At 59.4% G+C, this 24,417-nt stretch carries 23 protein-coding genes, 1 tRNA gene and 1 pseudogene; 16 read left to right on the top strand and 9 right to left on the bottom strand.

What is annotated here, in order from left to right:
- Positions 1-4 precede the first annotated feature (4 nt).
- Positions 5-763, top strand: a complete 759-nt coding sequence (locus A3EC_RS0105790) for a 3'(2'),5'-bisphosphate nucleotidase CysQ (protein ID WP_026162252.1) — start codon at positions 5-7, stop codon at positions 761-763.
- A gap of 4 nt (positions 764-767) precedes the next feature.
- Positions 768-1,439: a DNA alkylation repair protein gene (locus A3EC_RS0105785; protein WP_018024233.1), complete on the top strand. Its 672-nt coding sequence runs from the start codon at positions 768-770 to the stop codon at positions 1,437-1,439.
- On the opposite strand, the gene A3EC_RS0105780 is transcribed toward A3EC_RS0105785, so the two are convergent.
- Both A3EC_RS0105780 and A3EC_RS0105775 read right to left on the bottom strand, forming a co-directional pair.
- A complete protein-coding gene (locus A3EC_RS0105780; protein ID WP_018024232.1) occupies positions 1,436-2,077 on the bottom strand; it encodes a Fic/DOC family protein in 642 nt (213 codons plus the stop codon). The two genes, A3EC_RS0105785 and A3EC_RS0105780, sit on opposite strands and share 4 nt — an antisense overlap.
- 1 nt (position 2,078) lies before the next feature.
- A complete protein-coding gene (locus tag A3EC_RS0105775) occupies positions 2,079-2,321 on the bottom strand; it encodes an antitoxin VbhA family protein (protein WP_018024231.1) in 243 nt (80 codons plus the stop codon).
- Between the two features lie 108 nt (positions 2,322-2,429).
- On the opposite strand from A3EC_RS0105775, the gene A3EC_RS0105770 reads away from it, so the two are divergent.
- From A3EC_RS0105770 to A3EC_RS0105735, 8 genes are all read left to right on the top strand, one after another.
- The gene (locus tag A3EC_RS0105770; RefSeq protein ID WP_018024230.1) at positions 2,430-3,236 is read left to right on the top strand and encodes a thymidylate synthase; all 807 of its coding nucleotides are present in this window, start codon (positions 2,430-2,432) and stop codon (positions 3,234-3,236) included.
- Positions 3,233-3,778 (top strand): dihydrofolate reductase, encoded by a 546-nt coding sequence (locus tag A3EC_RS0105765; protein ID WP_018024229.1) that lies wholly within the window; start codon positions 3,233-3,235, stop codon positions 3,776-3,778. The genes A3EC_RS0105770 and A3EC_RS0105765 overlap by 4 nt, the downstream gene beginning before the upstream one ends.
- Positions 3,775-4,071: a glutaredoxin domain-containing protein gene (locus A3EC_RS11525; RefSeq protein WP_018024228.1), complete on the top strand. Its 297-nt coding sequence runs from the start codon at positions 3,775-3,777 to the stop codon at positions 4,069-4,071. Before A3EC_RS0105765 ends, A3EC_RS11525 begins: the two co-directional genes overlap by 4 nt.
- Positions 4,072-4,081: 10 nt before the next feature.
- Entirely contained in the window at positions 4,082-4,366 is a 285-nt protein-coding gene (locus A3EC_RS0105755) for a mycoredoxin (protein WP_018024227.1), read from the top strand.
- Between the two features lie 105 nt (positions 4,367-4,471).
- Entirely contained in the window at positions 4,472-4,666 is a 195-nt protein-coding gene (locus tag A3EC_RS0105750; RefSeq protein ID WP_018024226.1) for a hypothetical protein, read from the top strand.
- Between the two features lie 86 nt (positions 4,667-4,752).
- A complete protein-coding gene (locus A3EC_RS0105745; RefSeq protein ID WP_018024225.1) occupies positions 4,753-5,604 on the top strand; it encodes a CoA transferase in 852 nt (283 codons plus the stop codon).
- Positions 5,605-5,723: 119 nt separating this feature from the next.
- A tRNA-Arg gene (locus tag A3EC_RS0105740) sits at positions 5,724-5,796 on the top strand.
- An 85-nt stretch (positions 5,797-5,881) separates the two neighbouring features.
- A complete protein-coding gene (locus A3EC_RS0105735) occupies positions 5,882-7,621 on the top strand; it encodes a pyruvate dehydrogenase (RefSeq protein WP_018024224.1) in 1,740 nt (579 codons plus the stop codon).
- Between the two features lie 5 nt (positions 7,622-7,626).
- Here the strand turns inward: A3EC_RS0105735 and A3EC_RS0105730 are convergent, their stop codons facing one another.
- Positions 7,627-8,502, bottom strand: coding sequence for an SDR family oxidoreductase (locus tag A3EC_RS0105730; protein ID WP_018024223.1), 876 nt, complete (start codon positions 8,500-8,502; stop codon positions 7,627-7,629).
- 209 nt (positions 8,503-8,711) lie between these two features.
- On the opposite strand from A3EC_RS0105730, the gene A3EC_RS11520 reads away from it, so the two are divergent.
- The gene (locus tag A3EC_RS11520; protein ID WP_018024222.1) at positions 8,712-9,971 is read left to right on the top strand and encodes a TsoY family (seleno)protein; all 1,260 of its coding nucleotides are present in this window, start codon (positions 8,712-8,714) and stop codon (positions 9,969-9,971) included.
- A 49-nt stretch (positions 9,972-10,020) separates the two neighbouring features.
- Here A3EC_RS11520 and A3EC_RS0105720 read toward each other — a convergent pair whose 3' ends face one another.
- Positions 10,021-11,307, bottom strand: a complete 1,287-nt coding sequence (locus tag A3EC_RS0105720; protein WP_018024221.1) for a thymidine phosphorylase — start codon at positions 11,305-11,307, stop codon at positions 10,021-10,023.
- Between the two features lie 190 nt (positions 11,308-11,497).
- Between A3EC_RS0105720 and A3EC_RS11515 the strand changes: the two are divergent.
- From A3EC_RS11515 to A3EC_RS0105695, 5 genes and pseudogenes are all read left to right on the top strand, one after another.
- Positions 11,498-11,963, top strand: a pseudogene (locus A3EC_RS11515) (cytidine deaminase).
- Positions 11,964-12,010: 47 nt separating this feature from the next.
- The gene (locus A3EC_RS0105710; protein WP_018024219.1) at positions 12,011-13,228 is read left to right on the top strand and encodes a NupC/NupG family nucleoside CNT transporter; all 1,218 of its coding nucleotides are present in this window, start codon (positions 12,011-12,013) and stop codon (positions 13,226-13,228) included.
- A 337-nt stretch (positions 13,229-13,565) separates the two neighbouring features.
- A complete protein-coding gene (locus A3EC_RS0105705) occupies positions 13,566-15,101 on the top strand; it encodes an FUSC family protein (RefSeq protein WP_245532964.1) in 1,536 nt (511 codons plus the stop codon).
- Between the two features lie 109 nt (positions 15,102-15,210).
- Positions 15,211-16,221, top strand: coding sequence for a DUF1906 domain-containing protein (locus tag A3EC_RS0105700; RefSeq protein WP_018024217.1), 1,011 nt, complete (start codon positions 15,211-15,213; stop codon positions 16,219-16,221).
- Between the two features lie 87 nt (positions 16,222-16,308).
- On the top strand, positions 16,309-17,625 hold the full coding sequence (locus A3EC_RS0105695) for a TrpB-like pyridoxal phosphate-dependent enzyme (protein WP_018024216.1): 1,317 nt from the start codon (positions 16,309-16,311) through the stop codon (positions 17,623-17,625).
- 43 nt (positions 17,626-17,668) lie between these two features.
- Here the strand turns inward: A3EC_RS0105695 and gcvH are convergent, their stop codons facing one another.
- From gcvH to A3EC_RS0105670, 5 genes are all read right to left on the bottom strand, one after another.
- Positions 17,669-18,058: a glycine cleavage system protein GcvH gene (gene gcvH, locus A3EC_RS0105690; protein WP_018024215.1), complete on the bottom strand. Its 390-nt coding sequence runs from the start codon at positions 18,056-18,058 to the stop codon at positions 17,669-17,671.
- 55 nt (positions 18,059-18,113) lie between these two features.
- The gene (gene gcvT, locus A3EC_RS0105685; RefSeq protein ID WP_018024214.1) at positions 18,114-19,310 is read right to left on the bottom strand and encodes a glycine cleavage system aminomethyltransferase GcvT; all 1,197 of its coding nucleotides are present in this window, start codon (positions 19,308-19,310) and stop codon (positions 18,114-18,116) included.
- Between the two features lie 10 nt (positions 19,311-19,320).
- The gene (gene gcvP / locus A3EC_RS0105680; protein WP_018024213.1) at positions 19,321-22,245 is read right to left on the bottom strand and encodes an aminomethyl-transferring glycine dehydrogenase; all 2,925 of its coding nucleotides are present in this window, start codon (positions 22,243-22,245) and stop codon (positions 19,321-19,323) included.
- A 140-nt stretch (positions 22,246-22,385) separates the two neighbouring features.
- Positions 22,386-23,951: a solute symporter family protein gene (locus tag A3EC_RS0105675; protein WP_425386771.1), complete on the bottom strand. Its 1,566-nt coding sequence runs from the start codon at positions 23,949-23,951 to the stop codon at positions 22,386-22,388.
- 90 nt (positions 23,952-24,041) lie between these two features.
- Positions 24,042-24,386, bottom strand: coding sequence for a DUF485 domain-containing protein (locus tag A3EC_RS0105670; protein ID WP_018024211.1), 345 nt, complete (start codon positions 24,384-24,386; stop codon positions 24,042-24,044).
- Positions 24,387-24,417 lie beyond the last annotated feature (31 nt).

The raw sequence follows: 24,417 nt of genomic DNA, 5'->3' as shown, positions 1-24,417 counted from the left end.
AGGTATGTCAGCTTATGTGGATGATGCCAACCTGACCCTTCGACTTGCTATGGGCACCAGCGAGATTTTGAAAGGCGTCCGGAATGTCGGACTGCTATCTGGCCGCTTTTTGGGCGACGCCGGTGACGACTTGGCACAGAATTGGATCGCCCGGGTGCTTGCCCAGCACCGCCCCGAAGACGGTTTTCTGTCTGAAGAAGCCATGGACAACCCAGACCGTCTCACCCGCGACCGCGTATGGATCATTGACCCGCTGGACGGCACCCGCGAATTCGCGTCCGGTCGTCAGGACTGGGCGGTGCATATCGCGCTGATTGAAAACGGCGAGCCAATCCACGCAGCTGTTGGCCTGCCAGATAAGGGCATCACCTTCTGGTCGGAAGAAGCCAAGATGGTCAAGGGCCCACGCGCCAATAAGGTTGTGGTCTCCCGCAACCGGCCACCTGCCATTGCGAACCCGATGGCTGAAGCGATCGGTGCATCTGTGGAGGTGCTCGGTTCGGCTGGCGCGAAGGCCATGCACACTCTGCTCGGTGACTATGACGCGTACATTCACGCCGGCGGCCAGTACGAGTGGGACTCCGCTGCCCCGGTTGGTGTGGCGCGGGCCGCTGGTCTGCACTGCTCCCGCCTGGATGGTTCCGCACCGAAGTACAACCAGGAAGACACGTTCCTGCCGGACCTGCTGATTTGCCGCCCGGAGCTGGCTGATACCCTGCTGGAAGCCGCCGCGAAGTACCGCGACGAACACGGCACTTTCTAGCCTTTTGCTTATTGACGATCTGCGCGCCGCGTTCCGGCCTTTTGCCCGGCCGGAGAAGGTCGCGGAGATGCAAGCGTATCTGCGAACCACAGAGCCAATGCTCGGGCTGACGGTGCCGCAGACTCGGGCGGTGGCACATGCCGTAGCGAGGGAGCACCTTGGTCGCTCGCCCGCTGAGCATGATGTTCTTGCCGCTGCCACCGAAGTGTGGGAGGCCGCGCAGTCCCGTGATGAGCGCCGCGCCGCCATTTTCATTCTCGTGCGCTATGCCCGAGTTCTTAGCGTGGCGGCGATGCCCACCATTGAGCGTTTTGTGGTTGACGGCGCTTGGTGGGATCTGGTGGATGCGTTAGTGAAGGCCCAAACGTCAATAAGCACCAACGACGCGGAAGGTTCGGCGCAGGTGATGCGGGCATGGGCGCGGCACGAGAGCTTTTGGGTCCGGCGATATGCCATTCTTTCGCAGTTGCAGGCGAAGGCGACGACGGATACGGCTCTGCTCGCGGATTGTATTGTGCCGAACCTTGCCGACAGCGAGTTCTTTGTTGCCAAAGCGATCGGTTGGGCACTGCGCGACTATGCAAAGACCGCGCCGGAATGGGTTCGCGAGTTTGTTGCCAAGCATGAGCAGCAAATGCAACCGCTGTCCAAGCGGGAGGCGCTCAAACACCTTTAGCGCGGCAGCGTGATGGCCTCGAACACAGGGATTAGGGAAGCAGGCTCGGGCTCATACCCAAACAGATCTGGTCTGCTCAATGCAGATGCTTGCGCCCAAATCTCAGGTGAGACCAACGCAAAGTCAAAGTGAAACGGTGAAAGTGCTGAAACATCCTGCATGAACAGCTTGGATGTACGACCGTTCCCCTCCCGAAATGGATGCGCTTGATTAAGGTACGCAAACACTTTTGCGATTGCTTCAACAAAGTCGTCCCGTTTAAGTGCGAGCCAATCCTGGCTTCGGACCAGCTTCGTGACATCGCTGAGATAGCGCAGCATTTCACCGTCGTTGATGTTGCCAAATTCACGACCGGGACCTTTGTAAATCTCCACTGTGCGGAACTCGCCAGCCCATTCATAAACATCTTGGAATAGGTGCCGGTGGATTGCTCGCAAGTGATTGGCATCGAATGTTTTGCAAATCGACTCTTCGCCAATTTGAAGTTGGACTGTCCTACCTGCTACTTCAACGTATTCGAGCCTTTTGAGTTCCTCTGCATCTCGAACTCCAAAGAGGTTCCGTAGAGTGCCTTGCCGAGTATGGGGATCGATGGTTTCTGGATAGAAGTACGACTCCCAGCTCCCCAACTCGCTCAATTTATCGCCCAGAGCTCAGCGCGCCGACTCCTCGCAGCGCTGCTGCACGCGCTCGGCGTTGGTATTCAGCAAAGTCGATAGCACCTCGGGCATAGTCAGTCAGATTCTCGACGTCTTCACGCGTCGGGACATTGCCTTCATGCCAACCGGCTGCGAGGGATTGCCGCACCGATTCATGCTGCGTGTAGCTAAGGTCCGCAAATAGTTCAGGCCAGGCACCTTCAACATCGAATTCGTCGTGCATACTGTCCCCCTTTCGTTTCCCTCCATCTTACTAAGGAGGTCAACCTCGGTCTATCGTTGAATCCTTCTCGGGTACGATCTCGAGCCGCAAACCACTAGGGTTAACCGCATGTCCCCACAGATTCCAACGCCGTATGAAGACCTCCTGCGCGAGATTCTGGAGCACGGCACCCGCAAAGATGACCGCACTGGCACCGGCACCACCGGCCTGTTCGCGCGGCAAATGCGCTTCGATTTGAGTGAGTATTTCCCGCTCATCACAACGAAGAAGGTGCACTTGAAGTCGATTGTGTACGAACTGCTGTGGTTCCTGCGCGGCGACTCCAACGTCAAGTTCCTGCAGGATAACGGCGTGCGCATTTGGAATGAATGGGCGGATGCGGATGGCGAACTCGGTCCGGTTTATGGCGTGCAGTGGCGCAGCTGGCCGACCCCAGATGGCCGGCATATTGACCAGATTTCGCAGGCGCTGGACACGCTGAAGAACAATCCGAATTCGCGCCGCAATATCGTTTCGGCGTGGAATGTCGCGGAGCTGGAGAACATGGCGTTGCCACCATGCCACCTGATGTTCCAGCTGTATGTGGCTGACGGCAAGCTGTCTTGCCAGCTGTATCAGCGCAGCGCCGACATGTTCCTCGGTGTGCCCTTCAACATTGCGTCCTATGCGCTGCTGACGCACATGTTTGCGCAGCAAGCTGGCCTGGAGGTCGGCGAGTTCGTGTGGACCGGCGGCGATTGCCACATTTACGACAACCACGTCGAGCAGGTCCGCGAGCAGCTGTCCCGCGATGCCCGCCCGTACCCGCAGTTGAAGTTGCGGAAGGCTGCGTCGATGTTTGATTACGCCTTCGAGGATGTTGACATCGTCGGTTACGACCCGCACCCGCATATCGCTGGGAAGGTGTCCGTATGAGTCAGCCTCGCATCGGCCTGATTTGGGCGCAAAACGAAGACGGCATTATCGGCGACGGCCGCCAAATGCTGTGGCACCTGCCGGAAGAACTCGCCTTCTTCAAACGCACCACCCTCGGCAGCCCCGTCATCATGGGCCGCAACACGTGGGAAGCCATGCCGGCAAAAGTCCGTCCCCTGCCCGGCCGCACCAACATCGTCGTGTCGCGCACCAGCACCGATTTCCCCGGCGCCCTGTCCGCCGCCTCCGTACCGGAAGCCATTGAAAAAGCGTCCGCGCTTTTTGACGATCACCTCGACGATGCGCCCGCTTCAGCTGCCCAGCCAACTATTTGGGTGATCGGCGGCGGCCAGATTTATGAGGCGGCTATGCCGCTGGCGAACCAGTTGGCGGTTACTTTCGTCGAAAAGCCCCTGGATATTGAAGGTGCGGTGCATGCACCGGAGATCGGTAAGCCCTGGCGGTGCGTCGAGGAGCGGCGGACGCAGGTCAGCGAGCCAAGTGGGACGCGCTACCGGGTGACCTTCTGGGAACGGGCATGAGCAGCGGCGAGGCGGTACCGTCCGGCGCGGAATCGGCCGCCCAGCCCGCGGCGGAAGTGTTTGCGCTGGACACCTGCCCGCCGTGCATGCGACTGCTTAAGCAACTGCGCCTGGCGAAGGCGGATTTTCGGTTCGTGGATATTGAACTGCGACCGGAGGCGGCGGATTGGGTCGCGAAGGTCAATGATGGGGCGTATACCGTGCCGACGGTGCGCTACCGCGATGGGTCCGTGCAGACGCAACCGACTTTTGCCGAGGTGATGGCGAAAATTGCGGAATTGAACTCTGACTAGAATCAGAGGCATGACTGAACTGACCGCTGATAACACTGCTAACACTGCTGCTTTTACCGTCTACTTTGCTGACTGGTGCCCATTTTGCCAACGTCTGTTGAAGGGTTTGGACGACGAGGGCGTGGCCTATGACCGCGTTGATGTGGAGACGGATGCGGAGGCCTCGGCGTGGGTGGAATCGGTGAACGACGGTAACCGTGTGGTGCCAACGCTGAAGTTCTGGGATGGCACGACGATGACTAACCCGCCGGTGAAGAAAGTGCTGCGGAAGCTGAAAGAACGCGAAGAAGCGTAGGAAAACGGTTTACGCGGTGGGGTTTGCGGGCTACCGTGGCGGTTAAGTGATTGCCCCCGATGGGTAGTTGCGAAGAAGTACCCGATCTATGTGAAAGGGAACACGATGAGCAACAACAATCCGATTTCTAACGAAGACCGCGAAGAGTGGAAGGCCAAGAAGGAAGCGGCCGACGCCAAGGCGAAGGAAGCCCAGAAGGAGCGTGATGCCTCCGGTAACTTCGCGGAAGACCCTGACAAGCTGGCCGATGAATGGCAGGACGAATCCTTCGGCACCAGCGACCCACCATCGAACTACTAAGCCACCGGCGAACTGCTCACCCACCGGCGATGCAGTAAAACTGCGAATCGCCAAAATTACGGACCCATGCTGCCTACCATGGCGGCATGGGTTTTGACGTAACTGCTGAACTTCCGCTGCACGGCATCCGTGTTGTTTCGATTGCGGTGAACCTGCCGGGCCCTGCCGCCGCCGCTCGTCTGCAGTCCCTCGGGGCGCAGGTGGTGACGGTGTTGCCACCTTCCGGCGACCCGATGGAGCAGTATGCGGCAGAGTTTTACGAGCAGTTGCATGTGGGCCAGGAGCTCCGGACCGTCGATGTGAAGTCGGAGGCCGGTAAGCGCGACATCGCGGAGCTGCTGGATGCCGCCGATATTCTGCTCACCTCTTCGCGCGCGTCGGCGCTGCGCCGCATGGGTCTGGATTTCGCCAGCGTGCATGCCCGCCATCCGCAGGTCTGCCAGGTGGATATTGTCGGCTACCCCGGTGAGTTGGCGGACGTTCCCGGCCACGATCTGACGTACCAGGCCGATGCCGGATTGCTTGTTGACGGACATATGCCGCGAACCACGATTATTGATCTTGCTGGCGCCGAGCGGGCGGTGGCGGAAGCAACGACAGCGCTGGTGGCGCGCGGTCGTCTGGGGGTTGGAGTTCGCCGGGAAGTGGCACTGTCTGATGTCGCGGTGGCGATGTCCGCGCCACTGCGAGCCGGACTGACTGGGCCGGACCAGCTGCTGGGCGGTGGGCTGCCGGTGTATTCGATTTATGACACTGCTGAGGGTCGGGTGGCGGTGGCGGCGTTGGAACCGCATTTCATGGCCCGGCTGTTGGCCTTGCTGGAGCTCAGCGAGGATGAGTGCACGCATGAGCAGATTGGCCGGGTGCTTGCCACTCGAACGGCCGCGGAATGGGCGGCGCTGGCGGAAGAACATGATGTGCCGCTGGTCGCTACTTAAGGCTCGATTGCGGGCCGGTTCGTGCGTCTGTTTCCATGCAGCCCTGTTCGCTTCACCGGCTAGCCAGAATATATAGTTGCTAATTGCAGTGCTTGAACGCCCGCGTTCGCACTGCGAAAGCCCCAGTAGCTCAGTGGATAGAGCACGTCTCTCCTAAAGACGGTGTCGGAAGTTCGATTCTTCTCTGGGGCGCTTTTCCTCTGCTACTCCTAGCGAACTCTCCCCTTCTGCACGCACACTGGGGTTAGTCGAATCAGCTATTTAGAGGAGAATCGACATGGCCCACGCTTTCGCAGAGCAACTAGTCGCACAACTCGAAAAAATTGGTGTCAAGCGTATCTTTGGGCTGGTAGGCGACAGTCTGAACCCCATTTCAGATGCCGTCCGCGAGTCCAGCATCGAATGGGTGCATGTCCGCAATGAGGAAGCCGCCGCCTTCGCCGCTGGCGCAGAATCCCTCGTCACCGGCGAACTTGCCGTGTGCGCCGGCTCCTGCGGCCCCGGAAACACCCACCTCATCCAGGGCCTATACGATGCCCACCGCAACGGCGCGAAGGTCCTTGCCCTCGCCTCGCACATCCCAAGTTTCCAGATTGGGTCCAACTTTTTCCAGGAAACGCACCCGGAACAACTTTTCCAGGAATGCTCTGGCTACTGCGAGCTGGTGAACTCCCCAGCTCAGGGCGCCCGGGTCCTACACAACGCTATCCAGTCAACCCTGGCTGGCCACGGCGTGTCAGTGCTCGCCCTTCCGGGCGACATTTCCATGCAGGACGCCGACGACAACACCTTCCTCAACTCGCAATACGCCACTGGTCGGGCGGTCTGCTTCCCCGATGCCCGCGAAGCTGCGAACCTCGTGGCCGCCATCAATGAGGCGGACACTGTTGCGCTGTTCTGCGGTTATGGCTGCAAGGACGCCCGCGAGCAGGTTCTCGCCCTCGCCGAGAAAATCAAGGCCCCCATCGGTCACGCGCTCGGCGGCAAAATGTTCATCCAGTATGACAATCCCTTTGACGTCGGTATGTCCGGCTTGCTTGGCTACGGCGCCTGCCACGACGCCACCAATGACGCTGACCTGCTGATTATGCTCGGCACGGACTTCCCCTACTCCGATTTCCTGCCGAAGAAGAACGTTGCGCAGGTCGATATCAATGCCGCCGTCATCGGTCGTCGCACCACGGTGCAGCACCCTGTCGTCGGCGATGTTGCGGCAACAATTGACAACATCCTGCCGCATATCAACGAGAAAACTGACCGCAGCTTCCTGGATAAGCAGCTGCGCAATCACCACAAGAAGCTCGATACCGTCGTGGAGGCGTACACCACCCGCGTGGATAAGCACACGCCGATTCACCCAGAGTATGTGGCTGACGTCCTCGATGAGGTCGCCGCAGAGGATGCGATTTTCACCGCCGATACCGGCATGTGCAATGTGTGGGCCGCCCGCTACATCAACAACTTTTCCGGCCGGCGAGAGATGCTGGGGTCCTTCCGCCACGGCACGATGGCCAATGCCCTGCCCCACGCTATCGGCGCGCAGGCCGCCGACCGCAACCGTCAGGTCATTTCCATGTCCGGCGACGGTGGCTTAAGCATGCTGCTCGGCGAGCTCCTCACCGTGAAGTTGCATAACTTGCCCGTGAAAACCGTCACCTTCAACAATTCGTCGCTGGGCATGGTGAAGCTGGAGATGCTGGTCCAAGGCTACCCGGAGTTCCAAACTGACCACGCCCCAGTGAATTTCGCGGCGATTGCGGAGGGCGCCGGCATCAAATCGGTTCGGATTGAGGATCCGCAGCGGTTGCGGCAGGATTTAACGGCCGCGCTCGCCGAACCAGGCCCAGTGCTTATTGACGTTGTGACCGACCCTAATGCGCTGTCGATCCCACCAAATATCACCTTGGAGCAGATTATGGGCTTTTCCAAGGCTGCTACTCGGACGGTGTTCGGTGGCGGTGTTGGTCGGATGTTTGAGCTCGCGACGTCGAATATGCGCAACATTCCGCGGCCATAAGCTGGCTACGGTGTTGGCGTGCCGCCGGTGACGCCCAAGGTCTCACCAGAGACATAACTTGCCTCGTCAGAGGCAAGGAAGACGTAGGCACCGGCGAGTTCAACTGGGTGCCCGGCGCGTCCCAATGGGGTGTGCTGGCCGAATCCATCCAGTTTCTCCGGTGGCTGTCCGTCAGTTGGCTGCAGGACCGTCCACACCGGGCCTGGTGCCACGGCATTGACGCGAATGCCCTTCGGTGTGAGCTGGGTAGCCAGGCCCTTGGACAGGTTGTTCATGGCTGCCTTGGTCATGGCGTAGTCCAGCAACGTGTCCGATGGTTCATAAGCCTGAATGGACGAGGTGAAGATGATGGAGGCCCCTGGCTCGAGGTACTTCATCGCTTGTTTGGTGACGCGGAAGTTACCGAACAGGTTGGTGCGCATCGTCTTTTCAAATTCCTCATCCGGAATATTCTCGATGCCCTCATGCCAGATTTGGCGGGAGGCATTATTGACCAAGATGTCGAGGCCGCCGAGTGCATCTGCGGCTTTGTCGACTAGTTCTTGGCAGTGGTGAGCGTCTTGGACATCGCCAGGGAACGCGAAGGCCTTCTGGCCAGCATCCTCAATTGCAGCGATAATTCGGTCGGCGTCCGGCTGCTCGGAAGGCAAGTAGGCGATGGCTACATCTGCACCTTCGCGAGCGTAAGCAATGGCGACGGCTGCGCCGATACCCGAGTCGCCGCCGGTAATCAGTGCTTTTCGGCCGGCGAGACGGCCGCTGCCCTTATAACTTTCGAGACCGATATCGGCCTGCGGCTGCATCCGTGTTTCCAGCCCTGGTTCCGGCTGGTGTTGCACGTCAGGGTCGAGTTTTGGGTGGATTGTCCGTGGGTCAGTCATGGCGTTTCTCACTTCCGTCGAAGTCGACTTGCTGAGTGGCGTGCACTGTGGGCGCGATGATACGCGAGTTGTGACCCATTCCGTCGCAAAGCAGAGGTTACCCCCAGCCCACCGCAGTGTTGTTGCCTTTTCTGACAACCCGGTTTACTATCCACCGCATACCCCGCGGGGTATTTAAATTTATCCGTCTGTCCAAAGGAAACGACACGATGCTTCGCAACCTCGGCGAAAAATACTCGCCGCTGTACTTCCTCGCTGCCCTTGGGCTCGGCGGGATGTCCACCTTCTTCTTCATGCTGTTCATGTTCGTCACGCCGCACCCAGGCACCCCAATTCCGACCTTCGAGTCGATTCAGGCAGCATGGGCTGACGGACCAACGCCGATGCGCGCCGCCATCATCATTGGCTACGCCGGCCTCATCACCTTTGTGCTGCTGCACATCCGAATGGTCGTGTGGAACCTGAAGGAATTCGCACTCTTCCGCCGCACCGCTGCGTTTGAAACCACCCGCAACTCCAACGCGGGCGTGACCTTGATGGCTGTGCCACTGACCCTGGCGATGTCCCTGAACGTGGCTTTTGTCTCCGGCGCCACCCTGGTGCCACGCATGTGGGACATCATCGAATTTGCGCTACCTGCAGCGCTGGCGATTTTCATCACCATCGGGATCTACGCACTGCGCGTCTACGGCCGCTTTGCGCGCCACATCTTCAGCGGCAATTTCAAGTTTGAAGCAAACACCGGTCTGAACCAGCTCCTCGCCGTGTTTGCCTTCGCCATGGTGGGCGTGGGCATGGCTGCCGGCGCCGCAATGAGCCAAAACCTGGCGACCGCCTCCGTCGGCTGGGCTGGCTCCATCTTCTTCGCCACCGTATCCATCCTGATTTTCGCGGCGATGCTGCCACTGGGCATCAAGTCGATGCTGCGCCACGGCCTAGCACCAGTCAACACCGCAACCCTGTGGCTGCCAGTACCAATTGTCACCCTGTGGGGCATCACCTTCGTGCGCAACTCCCACGGCGCGGCATTCTTTGAAGCCAACGCCACCGGCGAAGCAGGCAACCACAACATGACCGTTGCCATGGTGCTGACCATTGGCCTGGCAATCCAGGTAGCGTTCCTACTCTTCGGCCACATGTTTATGAAGTCGAACGGTTTCTACAATGACTACGTTCTGACCAAGAAGCACCAGTCGCCAGTGGCGTTCACCATGGTGTGCCCAGGTGTGGCGCTGGGTGTGCTCGGCTACTTCGCAGTGCACGCAGGTCTGGTGGCCAACGGCGTGGTGGACAAGTACTCCACGGTGTACTTCGCGCTCCTGGCTGTGATTTGGCTGATTCAGGCAGCGACCATTGGCCTGATTGTCGTGCTGATGAAGAACCAGATTTTCCGCGGCACCGGCGCAGAGATGACTAAAGCCGCCAGCGCGGATGCTGCGCCAGCGGCTAAGGCCAAGGTTTCGGTTTAAGGTTTCAGCTTAAGGAAACCGCAGGTCTAGGCAAGACCGATATATTTGCCTAATCGATTCGGTCCAGGACCACCGAGCCCCGAGCTTCCGGTGCTTCTGGGCCAATCTTCACACCAGGCATCAAGGACTCCAGGGCGCGATCGAAGCGTTCTGGAGTTTCTGTATGCAGGGTGAACAGCTTCTGACCCTTGACCACCTTGTCGCCGCGAACTGCATGCAGCTCAATACCGGCAGTCTTCTGTACCGGGTCTTCCTTCCGTGCACGACCAGCACCAAGGCGCCAAGACGCGACACCGACAGCAAGTGCGTCAAGTTCAGTCAGGTAGCCGTCGGCATCGGCAATGACGTCGTGGGTGTGTGGCGCCACTGGCAGTGGGGCATCTGGGTCGCCGCCCTGAGCACGAATCATCTTCTTCCAGGTGTCCATCGCGCGGCCGTCCTTCAGCGCCGCTTCGATGTCGGCGTCTGGTTGGCCCGCTGCGGTGAGCATTTCACGGGCCAGAGCCACCGTCAGCTCAACAATGTCTGCTGGACCGCCACCGGCAAGCACCTCGACAGACTCTTCCACTTCCAGTGCGTTACCGACCTTGCAGCCAAGTGGGGTGGACATGTCTGTCAACAGCGCAGTGGTGATGACATTGTGGTCTTTGCCCAGCTCCACCATGGTCGAGGCGAGTTCGCGGGCCATGTTGATGTCCTTCATGAAGGCACCGGAGCCGACCTTGACGTCCAGCACCAGCGACGCAGTACCTTCGGCAATCTTCTTACTCATAATCGAGCTGGCAATCAGTGGAATGCAGTCGACGGTGGCGGTGATGTCACGCAGCGCGTAAATCTTCTTATCCGCTGGTGCCAGGCCTGCACCGGCCGCACAAATGACGCAGCCTGGGTCTTCCAGGATTTCCATCAGGCGCTCATTGGTGACGTCAGCCTGCCAACCCGGAATGGCTTCCAGCTTGTCCAGGGTGCCGCCGGTGTGGCCGAGGCCGCGGCCGGACAGCTGTGGCACGGCAACGCCAAAAGAGGCGACCAGTGGTGCCAGCGGCAGGGTGATCTTGTCGCCGACGCCGCCGGTGGAGTGCTTGTCCGCGGTTGGCCGGGATAGGGCCTCAAAGCCCATGGTTTCGCCGGAGTCAATCATGGCTTGGGTCCAGCGGGAGATTTCAGAGCGGTCCATTCCCTTGAGGAAGATGGCCATGTTGAGCGCCGCCATCTGCTCCTCGGCGACCACGCCGCGGGTGTATGCGTCGACGACCCAGTCAATTTGGTCGTCGCTGAGTCGAGCCCCATCGCGCTTAGTGCGGATGACGTCCACAGCATCGAATTTTTCGGTCACGATTTCCCTCCTGATGGGGTGCGTCGGCCTTCCCTCACTGTGACAACCGACACACTACTTACGGGCTTGTGGTTGTTGACACTTCTCATTATTATCAGAGCTAGAACAAATGTCAATGGTGATTTTTACTAATGTTCTCACGAGTTGTTCTGAGTGCGATGGTGAAAGCACCAGCTAGATGAGGAACATCATGGCCTCCACCACAGCCCCAATAACGACGACCCCACCAACCGACGCCGAGCTCATCGAACTCGCTCGCGACGCTGCCACCCGCGCCTACGCGCCATACTCGCACTTTCCAGTCGGTGCCGCTCTCTACCTCGATGACGGCCGCATCGTCACAGGCTGCAACGTCGAAAACGCCTCCTACCCCCCTCGGCACCTGCGCCGAGCGCAACGCAGCGTTTCACATGATTGCCTCCGCCAATGACAGCGCCCCTGGCCCTGGCACCGGAGAGCCCCACCGCCCGACCATCCTCGCGGCGGCGGTTGTCGGTCTAAAGAACAGCCCAAACCCAACTTTCCCTTGTGGCGCCTGCCGCCAAGTGCTCAATGAGTTCGGCTGCCAACGCGTCATTGTCGAAGGCCCTACCGGCCCGGCATCGCACGACTTCGACACCATCCTTCCCCACTCCTTCGGCCCCGACGACCTCTAGCTCCACCGGTCGCCTGCGCTCAATATCAGAATTGAGGTCAACTCCAAATGGATAGGCTCCAAGGCCTGCTCGGCATCTTGCTCATTTTTGGCATCGTGTTTGCGCTGTCCAAATCCCGGAAACACATCAAATGGCGCACCCTTGCGGTCGGCTTTGGTCTACAAATCCTGTTTGCGTTTGTGGTGCTCAGCTGGGAGCCAGGCTTCCGCGCCCTGAAGTCGGTCTCCCATGGCCTACAAAAACTGACCGACTTCACTAACCAAGGCACGTCCTTCGTGTTCGGTAGCCTCTTCCCACTTGAAGGCGGCTTCGTCTTTGCCCTGAATGTGCTGCCGGTCATTATTTTCCTCGGCGCCATCATCGGCGTGCTGTACTACCTCCGAGTCATCCAAGTTTTCGTGGACATTGTCGGCTCCGGTATCCAAAAGCTGATGGGCACGTCGAAGGTTGAATCGGTGTGGGCATCGACCGTTATTTTCCTCGGCCAGTCCGAGGCGCCGTTGGTCATTGCGCCATACCTGCCTAAGCTGACCCGCTCGGAACTGTTTGCCTGCATGACCGGTGGTTTCGCCTCCGTCGCTGGCTCGACTCTGATTGGTTACTCCCTGCTGGGCGCGCCGCTGGAGTACCTGCTTGCCGCGTCGCTGATGAACGCCCCAGGTTCCCTGATCATTGCCAAAGCCCTGATGCCGGAAACCGAAAAGTCCAACTTGGATGCTTCCGTGCGCGATGTGCGAGATGAAAACTCCGAGAACGTTATTGACGCCATGGGTTCCGGCGCAATGGCCGGCGGCAAGATTGCCGTTGCGGTTGCCTGCCTACTGATTGCGTTCATCGCCATGATCACCATGTTCTCCTCCATCATTGGCGGCATCGGTGGCTGGTTCGGTCAAGAAAACTGGTCGCTGGAAGGCCTCTTCGGTATTGTCTTCGCTCCGCTGGCCTGGCTGATTGGTACCCCATGGGCTGAGGCCTCCCATGTCGGTAACTTCATTGCCCAGAAAACCATCCTCAACGAGTTCGTTGGCTACACCTCCTTCAGCGGCATGCTGGATCAGCTCTCGCCAAAGGCCATCATGCTGAGCACCTTCGCCTTGGCAGGCTTTGCGAACCTGTCTTCCATCGCCATTCAGATTGGCTCCATCGGCGGGCTGTGCCCTGAACGCCGCGGTGAAGTTGCCAAGCTGGGCCCATGGGCGTTGCTCGGCGGTTTCCTGACGAACCTGCTCAACGCCGCCATCGTTGGCGTGGTGGTCGCCGCCTAATCTCCCATCAACAATTCCCGCTGGAAGTGCAGCCCCTCGAGCTCCTCCCAGCAGGTTTTGTCATAAGCCCCTTAGACTGGATAGGTCCCCAAGTTATTCAGCGGAGTAAAAACCTCGCTTTTTGACGTATATAGAAAGGCCCTAGTACACAGTGTCCAGCGGCGAAGCAGAAGTAAGTCACCCAATTGCACCGCAATCACTTCCTGCCCGCCCGAACCCCTGGCGCTTGTTTTGGGCCTATAACTCTCCCGGGCCACGCTGGCCCGGCGCGACTCGCGCTGCCCTAGCTATTGGTATTCCTGGATTTATTGCCTACCTTTTAGGTTTCGAACAGGAAATGTTGCTGGTGGCAGCCGGTTCTTGCGCCGTCATTTATGGTGAAGGCCACCCGTATCGTGCCCGTATTTCCATCATCGCTATTGCTGGTTCGCTCTTAACCGCTGGCAGCCTCGGTGGCGCATTCGTCGGCCAATTGATGTGGGCGAATATTGGTGACGGCGGTTCCCACTGGTGGATGCTGCTGTCAGCTATCTGGGCAACAGCACTGGCCACCAGTCTGGCCTACTGTGCCAATGCGCTGCGTCTGCCCCCGCCTGGCCCGTTCTTTATTGTCATGGTGTCCGGCGCGGCAACCATGACTGCTCATATTGGCATTTCTCCACTGCATGTTGGATTGTGGGCGCTATGCGGCGCGGCATCCGCGATGGTGTGTGGCATGGCTCCGAGGCTGATTAACCCGCGTGGTCCGGAGGAAGCTGCAGTTAATACTTTGCTGCGGGCTGTGCAGAGTTTTAAAGAAACGGGCGGACACAGCGTTTCAAAACGTCACCAAGCGGAAACCGCCTTGGCGGAATGCTGGAACGCACTGGCCGACGCACGGGTGATTTTGGGCGGACGCGTCATTGACCCGCACCGGGAATACCTGGTGCAGAAAGCATCGCGCGCGCAACTCGAACTGGCTCAGCTCACTCGGGCGCAAGCAGACCCAGCAGCCGATGCTGGCGCGGGCGATACCCCGGCTTTTGTGGACACCACCCGCACCGTGATTCCGCTGGCTCGGCCATCGATGGCGTTTCGAATGTACCGGTCGGCGCACAGCACCAGTCATGCGATGGTCACTGCCTCGAAAATCGCATTGGCCTGCATCGCGGCGTCTGTGGTGTCGATTGCGCTGAAGTTGGACCGACCAGACTGGGCAGTGGTGTCGGTATTCCTCACGCTGCAGTGGGGACCGAACTTTATCCCCGGCACTGTGCGCGGTATTCACCGCATGCTGGGCTCGATTATTGGCATTTGCTTGTACGTCGGGTTTTTCCTGCTGGAACCGAATGCGTTACTGCTGCTGGTGGCATTGATGTGCACGCAGTTTGCAGCGGAGATTTTTGTGGTGAAGAACTACGCCATCACGGTGATTTTCACCACCCCACTGGCGCTGCTCATGGGCGGGCAGACTTCCGACGCGGGTGCGGTGGCGATGTCGCGTCTGGGTGAAACCGCAATTGCGTTTGTGTTTGCGTTGTTGACGCTGTGGCTATTCCGCCCGAATGCGCAGGTTGCTGAACATGAGCACATTACCGCCCGGTCGTTTACTGCGATGGGCAACCTGATTGGGTCGCTGGCGACGAATACGCCGGCTGAGTCCTTGGAGCAACGCCGTGACCTGCAGTACGAACTGCTTGCGGAGCGTCGGATGTTGCAGGCGATTTCGGCGGACCACCCAGACGTAGCGGCAGCAGCGGAGCCGGAGCATCTGGCTGTGCAGGCCGCCGGGTACCACCTCTTGGATTACTGCACGGCGAACCCGGACCGAGAGTTGTCGCTGGCAGAGATTGAGGGTTTGGCGACGCAGGTGCGCGCTGCAGCGAAGGGATAGTGCTGCCGCCAAGGAATAGCGAAAGGCTAGTGCGGAGTAGCGCCGTAACACTCCTGTAACTAGAGTGACATGTGTTTTAGATGTTACGAATGTTACGGAGCCTTTCGTCATGACCCAGAACGCCCGCACCTTCAGCCGACGTTCCATCCTCTCGGCAGTTGCCATCGGCACCGGTGCTGCCGCCACCACCGCAGCCCTCCCGGTACCCAAAGCACACGCCGCCCCAGTGCTCGGTACCGTCATCGACTTCTCCGCAGGCGTACCCGCAGCATCAGCTGTGAAAAATGCAGGTCACATTGGCGCTGTCCGTTACGTCTCCCAGCGCCGCCCCGGCGCCGACTGGATGAAAGGCAAGCCAGTCACCCTCGCCGAAACCAAAGCCATGGCAAACCTCGGTCTGCAAACCGCTTCGGTCTACCAATTCGGCCGCGCCAACACCGCGGACTGGCTGACCGGTGCCAAGGGCGCTGCCACCCACGTGCCGCAAGCAATTGCGCTGCATATGGCTGCTGGTGGCCCAACTGGCCGCCCGATCTACATGGCTATTGACGACAACCCCACCCGCGCGCAGTACACCAACCAGGTCAAGCCATACCTGCAGGCCTGCCAAGTGGCGCTGAAAGCTGCTGGCTACAGCATGGGCGTCTACGGCAACTACAACACCATCCAGTGGTGCATCCAGGATGGTCTGGGTAGCTTCTTCTGGCAGCACGACTGGGGTTCCCAAGGCAAACTGCACCCACGGGCCAGTATTCACCAGAAAGCTGGCTACCGGGCCACCATCAGCGGTGTTGAGGTAGACGTCAACAATGTCTACACCCGTGACTGGGGCCAGTGGAAGCCAGGCGCCACGGGCAGCAAAGTCGTGCCAGTGGACGTGCCAACCACTACCCCACAGCCGAAGCCAGTGCAGCAAAAGCCGGCACAGCAGTCCCAGCCAGCGCAGCAGAACCAGCAGGCGACCAATGGCCAGGCGCCTACGTTGTCGTCGATGATCCCACTGCCACCCGAGCTGAAGAAGCTAGGCATCCCAACCCTGAACGGCAATGCCCTGCCAAATATGCAGCAGATTCAGCAGGCCATCAAGGTTCTAGCGCAGATTCTCAAGTACGTGCGCTAGTTTCCCGCAGGCCCGGCTAACAGGCCTCCCGCAGGCCCAGCTAACGGTCCTCAATAGTGAGCTGACACACGTGGCAGAGTAGCTTTAATGGGCATGACTGAAACAACAAAAGCCATCCTGGCTGACGCAGACATGCCCACCCGTTGGTACAACCTGGCAGCGGACTTCGCTGAACCGATGCCACCACACCTCAACCCAGCCACCAAGCAGCCGCTGACCCACGAAGAAATGTCGGCGCTGTTCGCAACAGAACTGGTCAGCCAAGAGTTCTCCGGACACCGATTCATTGATATCCCAGAACCAATCCGGGAAATCTACAAAATCTGGAGGCCATCACCGCTGGCGCGCGCCCACCGGTTGGAAAAGAAGCTGGGCACCAGCGCCCGCATCTACTTCAAGAATGAATCGGTCTCCCCGATTGGCTCCCACAAACCAAACACCGCCGTCGCGCAGGCCTACTACAACAAGCTCGACGGAATCACCCGCCTGACCACCGAAACCGGTGCTGGCCAATGGGGCGCATCCCTTGCCTTCGCCGCGCAGTTCTTCGGCCTAGACGTGGAAGTATTCCAAGTCCGCGCCTCCTACGACTCCAAGCCGTACCGCCGCATGTTGATGGAAATCTACGGCGCCACCGTCAACCCATCGCCATCGGACAAAACCGAAGCTGGCCGGGCAATGCTGGCAAAAGCCCCAGAGACTCCAGGTTCCCTGGGCATGGCGGTCTCTGAAGCTATTGAAGTGGCGGTGCAGTCTGAAAACGCCCGCTACACCCTCGGTTCTGTGCTGAACCACGTGGTACTGCACCAAACCATCATCGGCCAAGAAGCCATGAAGCAGCTGGTGATGTTCGGTGAAGATGGCCCAGATATGATCTTCGGCTGCGCTGGCGGCGGCTCCAACCTGGCAGGCCTCACCTTCCCATTCATCGGCGGCATGCTGAGCTCTGACGTGATGCCAGAGCTGAAAACCACCCCGCAGATTATTGCGGCGGAACCAGCGAAATGCCCATCGCTCACGCAGGGTGAATACCGCTACGACTTCGGCGATGTTGCGGGCATGACCCCACTGATGAAGATGCACACGCTTGGTAACGAATTTGTGCCAGACCCAATTCACGCTGGCGGCCTGCGCTACCACGCAATGAGCCCAATGGTCTCGCACGCCGTCGAGCAGGGCCTGATGAGCGCCGTCGCCATTGAGCAGGAAGACGCTTTTGCGGCTGGCATCGAATTCGCCCGCTGCGAAGGCACTGTTCCGGCACCAGAGTCTAACCACGCCATTGCGGCCGCAATGACGGAAGCTGCTAAGCACACTGGCGCGCCAGGAACCGGACCAGTCATCCTGATTGGTCTGACCGGTAACGGCTTCCTCGACCTGCCGTCCTACGGCAACTTCCTGTAAACACCACACACTGAGGGCCGGTAGCTACCGGCCCTGTGAGTCACTACTTGATGTCGTTCGCGGATGCGTAGGCGTCCGCGTCCATCAGGTCTCCTGCTTCAGTGACCTGTACTTCGAATAGCCAACCGGCGTCGAATGGGTCCTCATTAATGGTGCCTGGTTCAGCATCCAGCTCACCGTTGATGGCGGTGACAGTGCCGGTCACTGGGGAGTAAATGTCGGAGACCGACTTGGTGGACTCAATCTCGCCGCATGGTTCACCTGCGGTGACGGTGTCGCCCACAACTGGCAGCTCCACGAATACGATTTCACCGAGGGCTTCCGCTGCCACATTGGTCACGCCAACGCGGACGGTGCGACCGGCAACGTTACCGGTGGCGTCGATCCATTCGTGCTCTTCGGAGTAGGAGTAGTCTGCTGGCAAGTTAGTCATTGCCGGTTCCTTTCGGGACGGGGTTACCTAGAAAAGATACTGAATTCAGTATTTCCTATTTGCGCTTCTTGCGGTTGTAAAACGGCGTAGGAGTTACCACGAAGGGGTGACGGGTCCCCCGAATGTCCACTTCGAGCTCCGTACCCACCTTCGTCTGCCAACGATCCACATAGGCCAGCGCAATCGGGTAACCCAGAGTTGGCGAAAGCACACCAGAGGTCACTTCACCGACCTTGTTGCCTTCCTTGTCAAAAACCTCATAGCCTGAGCGGGCAGCACGGCGGCCCACGCCCTTCAAACCGATGAGCAGCTGATCTGGCTGCGGCTGGTTCACCAACTTCGAGCGGCCAATGTAGTTGCGCTTCATCCGACCAAGCAACAGCTCCATGCCAGCCTCGAGCGGGGTGCGGTCGCGGCCAAGGTCCTTGCCATAGAGCGGCATGCCAGCTTCCAGGCGCAGCGAGTCACGGGCAGCCAGACCCGCTGGCATCACCTTGAGCACATTGCTGCCGTCAACAGCATTCAGTACTGCTGCAGCGATTGGGTCTTCTTCGTCAACGATGGCCGGCTCAACGCCCTGCTGCCCCGCCCCGAGTAGGGCATTCCACATGTCAGCGCCGTGTTCGGAGCCGATGTAGATTTCAAAGCCATCTTCGCCGGTGTAGCCGGTACGCGACACCAAGCATTCGACGCCGTTGACGGTGAAGGTGCCACAGGAGTAGTAACGCAGTTCATGGAGTGCCTCCCGCTGTTCTTCTGGCAGCAGTGTCTCCAGCAGGTCCACAGCGCGTGGGCCCTGCACGGCGAGCAAGACCGTTTCACCTGATTCGTCGGAAAGCGTCACTTCATACGCCCCAACCCGCTCAGACAGCACTTCAAATACTTCCAAGCGGTTCGACGCGTTTGGCACCAGCATAAATTCGGCGTCGCCGAGGCGGTACACAATCAGGTCGTCGATGATGCCGCCGTTTTCTTGGACCAGCATGGTGTACTTCGCTTTGCCCACCAGGATCGGTGCGATTGCGGAGATAAGGACGTGGTCGAGGAAGGCTACAGCGTCTTTGCCGGTCACGCGGATTTCGCCCATGTGCGACAGGTCGAACAGTCCCACCGACTCGCGGACCGCTCGGTGTTCGTCTAGCTCAGAGGTGTACTTCAGCGGCATTTCCCAGCCACCGAACTGGGTGAAGGTTGCTCCAAGCGCTTCGTGCTGGGCATGAAGCGGGCTCTTACGCCACTCGTTCGAGGTCACGCATTTCTCCTTATTGGTCCGATTGGTCCGATTTTGACATGTAGTTGCTGTCAAAAGCTTCCGGCGGCGGGCAGGTACACACAAAGTTACGGTCACCGAAGGCGTCGTCGATTCGACGCACTGGTGGGAAGTACTTTCTGCGCACTAGTCCCGGCACTGGAAACGCCGCCTGCTCCCGGGAGAAGGTTTCCTCCCAGTTGCTGCTGGTCACACTGTACGCAGTAAACGGTGCTCGGCGCAGCACAGATTCTTCCACTTTCACCGCGCCATCCGAAATCTCGGCGATTTCCTGCCGAATTGTCCGCATCGCTTCGATGAATCGGTCCAGTTCGCCGAGGTCTTCCGATTCTGTTGGTTCAATCATCAACGTGCCCGGCACCGGGAATGCCAGCGTTGGTGCATGGAACCCAAAGTCCACCAAGCGTTTCGCCACATCAGCAGCAGTCACCCCGGTTTCCTTGGTCAATGCCCGTAAATCGATGATGCATTCATGCGCCACCAGCCCATTCGCGCCGGTGTACAGCACTGGGTACGACTCCGACAGTTCCGCCGCCAGGTAGTTCGCTGCCAGCACCGCCCACGCGGTGGCGTCCCGCAGTCCGTCCGGCCCCATCATCGCGATATACGCCCACGAAATCGGCAGCACTCCGGCACTGCCCCACCGAGTACCAGTGACCGGGACACCGCCGTGGGTTTCCCCGTCGGCCGCCGCGTTCGGGTCGGCAGGTAGGTACGGTACCAGGTGCTTTGCGACGCAAACCGGCCCAACTCCAGGGCCGCCGCCACCATGCGGAATGGTGAATGTCTTATGTAGGTTCAAGTGGCTGACATCGCCACCGAATTGGCCGGGCTGTGCCCAACCGGTCAGCGCGTTCAGGTTCGCGCCGTCGATATACACTTGGCCGCCGGCCGCATGCACCTTGTCGCAGACAGTGCGGACTGTATCTTCGTACACCCCATGAGTCGACGGGTACGTAATCATAATGGCGGCGACTTGGCCCGCGTGCTGCTCCAGTTTGTTGTCTAGGTCTGCCAAGTCAATGGAACCATCCTCAGCAGTGGCGACCACGACAACCCGCAGGTTCGCCAGCGCCGCCGACGCCGCGTTCGTGCCGTGGGCAGACTGCGGAATCAGACAAATGTCGCGCATCGTGTCACCATTAGCTAGGTGCCAGCCGCGAATAGCCAGCAGCCCAGCAAGTTCACCTTGGGAACCAGCATTCGGTTGGACAGACACTTGCGCATAGCCAGTGAGCTGAGCAAGCCAGTCCTCCAGCTGGGCAATCAATGCGCGCCAGCCACCGGTCTGCGTCACTGGGGCAAAGGGGTGCATATTCGCTAGCGCAGGCCAAGAAATTGCTTCCATCCCAGCGGTCGGGGTCAGTTTCATGGTGCAAGAGCCCAACGGGATCATGGTGCGGTCTAACGCCAAATCCTTATCCGCTAGTTCCCGCAGGTAGCGCATCATCTGCGTCTCTGAATGCACCGTGGTGAAGTTCCGGTGCGTCAGCGGTTCAGTGTCGCGGAGAACGTCATCTGGGATTGCCCGGCGCGCCGGCGGTTCGCCCGTTGGCGCAGCTTCGACCGTGGAAGGTTCAGCTTGCGAGATTGCTGCGGTTCCGAAAACAGCCCCTAGTTCTGCCACATCGTCCCAGGTTGCGCTTTCACCAAAAGCGACAGTCACATGATCGTCATCAAGCTCTCTGACGAGGTAACCTGCCGCGGCGGCCGCGGCCACCAACTCTGCGGCCTGCCCTGGGGCGACCACCGTGACGGTGTCGAAGAACTGGTCATGGGCCACTTCCCCACCGGCGTCGCGGACCGCATCGGCGAACGCTACCGCCAGCTCATGGATGCCCCACGCGATGTGCTTGAGGCCATCCGGCCCATGCCACACGGCATACATCGACGCGGTGACCGCCAACAGGGCCTGCGCAGTACAGATGTTGCTTGTGGCGCGCTCCCGGCGAATATGCTGTTCGCGGGTCTGCAGTGCCAGGCGATAGGCCGGGTTACCGTCCGCGTCTACCGACACACCGACAACGCGGCCTGGCATTTGCCGCTTCAACTTATCGGTGACTGCCATATAGGCGGCATGTGGACCGCCGAAAAACATTGGCACGCCGAAACGCTGCGAGGAACCAACTGCAATGTCAGCGCCCATTGCGCCTGGCTCACGCAAAGTGACCAGTGCCAGCGGGTCAGTGACCACCGTCGCAAGCCCACCGCGCTCATGGACCGCGGTAATCAGCGGCTCGGGGTTAGTGATGTCGCCCTCGGTGCCTGGATAGGCAATGACCGCACCAATGATGTCATCGCCCGCAATGCCGGAAGCGAGGTTAGTGACAACGCTGTCAACGTCAATAGCGCGGGCGCGGGCCTGTGCGACCGCGAGAACCTGCGGATGCAGCCGGTCATCGAGCAGAACCCGATTGCCTTTTCGACTGGCGCGGCGCATCAGACCAATGGCTTCGGCTACCGCGGATGCCTCATCGAGCAGTGATGCATTAGCAATGGGCAGGCCGGTGAGCTCAGAAATCATGGTTTGGAAGTTCAGCAGCGCTTCCAAGCGGCCTTGGGAAATCTCCGGCTGGTACGGCGTGTAAGCCGTATACCAACCAGCATCTTCCAGCACACCACGGCGAATGACGGGCGGAGTGATAGTTTCGGCGAAGCCTTGGCCGTAAAAGGAGCGCAGCACCGTGTTGGCATCGGCGAAGCGGCGCAGCTGGGCTTGGGCTTGCTCTTCTGACAGCGGCTCCGTCAGGTTCGTCAGCTGTGGAACCTCGCTAGGGCGGATGTCTGTCGGCAGCGCTGCGGCCATCAGAGCGTCAACTGAGTCATACCCCAGCCGCTCCAACATGGCGTTCGTTTCGGAACTGTCCGGACCGATATGCCGGTCGCGGTACGGGCGGGCGAAGGATGAGGCACTCATGGTCTCCATCATAGGAGCCACTACGGCGGACTGTGTGAGACTTTATGGGCAATGCAAAACCCGCGGGCGTCGAAGCGCACCGCGGGTCTCGGACAGTATGAAGTTGTAGCTTTGCAGTTGTAGTTTGTGTTCGGCCGCGTTTAGTGGTCGACAGCTTCTGCGGTACCCACACCGGTCAGGGAGCGGACTTCCATCTCTGCTGCCTTTTCTGGCAGGTTGTCTGGCTTGCCGATGAAGGTACCGATGATACCTGCCAGGAAGCCGATTGGGATGGAGACCAGACCTGGGGAGGTCAGTGGGAACCATGCGAAGTCTGCGCCTGGAATCATCGCGGTTGGCTCGCCGGACACTGCTGGCGAGAAGGTGATGAGGACCAGAGCGGAAATCAGACCACCGTAGATGGACCAGACCGCACCAGTGGTGTTGAAGCGGCGCCAGTACAGGGAGTACAGGATGGTTGGCAGGTTAGCGGACGCAGCCACCGAGAATGCCAGGGACACCAGGAAGGCGACGTTCAGCTTCATTGCGGCGATACCCAGCAGCACCGAGACAATACCCAGGATGATGACGGTCCAGCGGGAAACGCGAACCTGCTCTTCGTTGGTTGCCTGACCCTTGCGGATAACAGCCTGGTAGATGTCCTGGCCGACAGATGCAGACGCGGTAATTGCCAGACCTGCAACCACTGCAAGCACGGTTGCGAAAGCAACTGCGGAAATCAGGGCCATCAGGACCGAGCCACCGAGTTCCAGCGCCAGCAGAGGAGCTGCTGCGGTTGCGCCACCTGGTGCGTTCTTAATGACTTCTGGACCAACCAGTGCACCCGCGCCGTAGCCCAGGAACAGGGTCAGGATGTAGAAGGAACCAATCAGGATGATTGCCCAGGTAACGGACTTACGTGCTTCCTTAGCGGTTGGCACGGTGTAGAAGCGCATCAGAACGTGTGGCAAACCAGCAACACCCAGGACCAGGGACAGTGCCAGGGAGATGAAGTCCAGCTTGGTAGCTTCAGTCTTGCCGTACTTGGCACCTGGCTCCAGGACGTTGACGCCTTCAGAGGAGCGCTCAACTGCGCGGTCCAGCAGGTCGGTGAAGCCACCCTTGATGGAGACGAAGACCAGCACGGTCATGATGGCAACACCTGCAATCAGCAGGACTGCCTTAATCATCTGGACGTAGGTGGTGCCCTTCATACCGCCGATGAGGACGTAAGCAATCATGACGACACCGACGACGGCAACCACGACGGCCTGCATCTTCGCATCAGTGATGTTCAGCAGCACGGCGACCAGACCACCGGCACCAGCCATCTGCGCGACCAAGTAGAAGATGGTCACACCCAGGGTGGAGCAAGCGGCAGCCACACGGACTGGCTGTTGCTTCATACGGAAGGCAAGCACGTCAGCCATGGTGAACTGACCAACGTTACGCAGTGGTTCTGCAACCAGCAGCAGTGCAATCAGCCATGCAACGAAGAAGCCGATGGCGTAGAGGAAGCCGTCGTAGCCGTAGAGGGCGACGGAACCGACAATACCCAGGAAGGATGCTGCCGAAAGGTAGTCACCTGCGATAGCCAGACCGTTCTGGGTACCGGAGAAGGAAGCACCACCGGTGTAGAACTCGGAGGAAGACTTTTTGTTACCGCCACGGGAAACCCACGTCACAACCGCCAGGGTGATGACGATGAACGCGACGAAGATCGTCATGTTCAGCACTGGGTTGGTGTCTGGCAGCGTGTCGTCCTGCGCCAAGATGGTCGGCGCGAACGCGGATGCATTAGTAAGGAGGCTCATTTCTTAGCCCTCCAGCTTCTGTGCGATTTCGCCCTGCATAGGGGAAAGCTTCTTGTTAGCGAACTGAATGTAGAGGTAGGTGATGAAGAACGTCGTCACGAACTGGAGGATGCCGATGAGGAATCCGATGTTGCCGACGACTGGAAGTTCTTTACCCATGAAGGAAGGCGCATAGACGGCCAGCAAAACGTAGACCATGAACCATGCCAGACCGAGGACGGTCAATGGAACAGTGAAGCCAAGGAAAGTGCTGCGCAGTTTGGAAAATTCAGGCGACTTCTGAACTTCCATATACTCCTGCGGAGTCGGGATGCGCTTCCCGGCCACCTGCGGGTTGGGATTCGACATTGTTGTCCTTACTCTTGATATCTCTTCGAGC

The sequence above is a fragment of the Corynebacterium ulceribovis DSM 45146 genome, from assembly GCF_000372445.1.
Taxonomy (GTDB): Bacteria; Actinomycetota; Actinomycetes; order Mycobacteriales; family Mycobacteriaceae; genus Corynebacterium; species Corynebacterium ulceribovis.
The sequence above is the reverse complement of the archived record's forward strand: the minus strand, read 5'-3'. Positions and strand labels throughout refer to the sequence as shown.